This is a genomic window from Burkholderia sp. Tr-862 (assembly GCF_011753085.1).
Classification (GTDB): Bacteria; Pseudomonadota; Gammaproteobacteria; order Burkholderiales; family Burkholderiaceae; genus Burkholderia; species Burkholderia ambifaria.
The window spans coordinates 1-1,044 of the sequence record NZ_VWWG01000396.1; the positions used below are offsets into that span (position 1 = coordinate 1).

A 1,044-nucleotide genomic window follows, 5' to 3' on the forward strand; every position below is an offset into this window, starting at 1 on the left:
CCCCTCTTGCCCCCCCCGGCGCTCTTCCCGTCCCGCGCTGGTCCGCCGCCCGGCCGATCTGGCGGCCCGCGCGGTCGTCCGGCCGCGCGAAGTGCCGGCCGGCGTGCTGACCGCGCTGATCGGCGCGCCGTACCTGCTCGGGCTGTTGATCCTCGAGGGGCGCCGCGCCCGGCGCACGGGGCGATGACACCGGCGCTCGACGGCGCATGCGCCACGCGCTTCTCCGCGTTCGCGCCGGAACCGTTCGCCGAGCATCTCGACGTCGTGTGGCTCGGGATGCCCGACGACACGCACGCGCCGGGCCGGATCGTCGTGCCCGTGAGCGCGCTGCCCGAGCATCGCGACGCGGTGCTCGACGCGATGGTCCGACACTACGGCGGCGATCCGGCGCAGCATGCGCGCGCGCTGATGTCGCAATGGAGCAAGTACTACTTCGGCCGCGCGGCGCCCGCCGGCGTGGTTGCAGCGCTGACGCTCGGCCGGCCGCTCGACATGGCGCCGGAACGCACGTTCGTCGCGCTCGACGACGGGATGCCGGCCGCGCTGTATTTCGCGCCGGCCGCGCTCGGCGCGCCGTGCAGCGATCCCGCGCCGCGCTATGCGGGGCTCGTCGCGCATCTCGGCGCGGTGATCGACCTGCTCGCGGCAATGGGCCGCGTCACGCCGCGCGTGCTGTGGAGCAACGCGGGCAACCTGCTCGACTATCTGCTCGGCACGTACCGGTCGCTACCGTGCGCGGCGGATCCCGTTCGGGATGCGGACTGGCTGTTCGGCGCGTCCTGCGTGCGCGGCGAGCCGAATCCGCTGCGCCTGCCGGTGCGCGATGCCGTGCCGCGCTCGCCGCTGCTGCCGACACCGTTTCGCGCACGTCGTGTGTGCTGCCTGCGCTATGAAATTCCTGGAGAAACGCAACTGTGTGGAAGCTGCCCCCTGCTATTGACGATGGACGACGCGGCGCTGACCGGGCAGGACGCGATCCGGTGACGCGTGCCGGCCGCCGCCATGCGCTCGGCGCACTGGCCGCGCTCGGCGCCGCGTGCTGCG

General features: G+C 73.9%; 2 protein-coding genes. Both read left to right on the forward strand.

The annotated features are described in order from the left end of the window. Positions 1–187 (forward strand): iron chelate uptake ABC transporter family permease subunit (locus tag F3J14_RS35100; RefSeq protein ID WP_166726777.1); only part of this gene is annotated, 187 nt, incomplete at its 5' end. Next, complete coding sequence (gene fhuF, locus F3J14_RS35105) at positions 184–984, forward strand: siderophore-iron reductase FhuF (RefSeq protein WP_166726778.1); 801 nt, start codon at positions 184–186, stop codon at positions 982–984. The genes F3J14_RS35100 and fhuF, both read left to right, overlap by 4 nt. Positions 985–1,044: the final 60 nt, after the last annotated feature.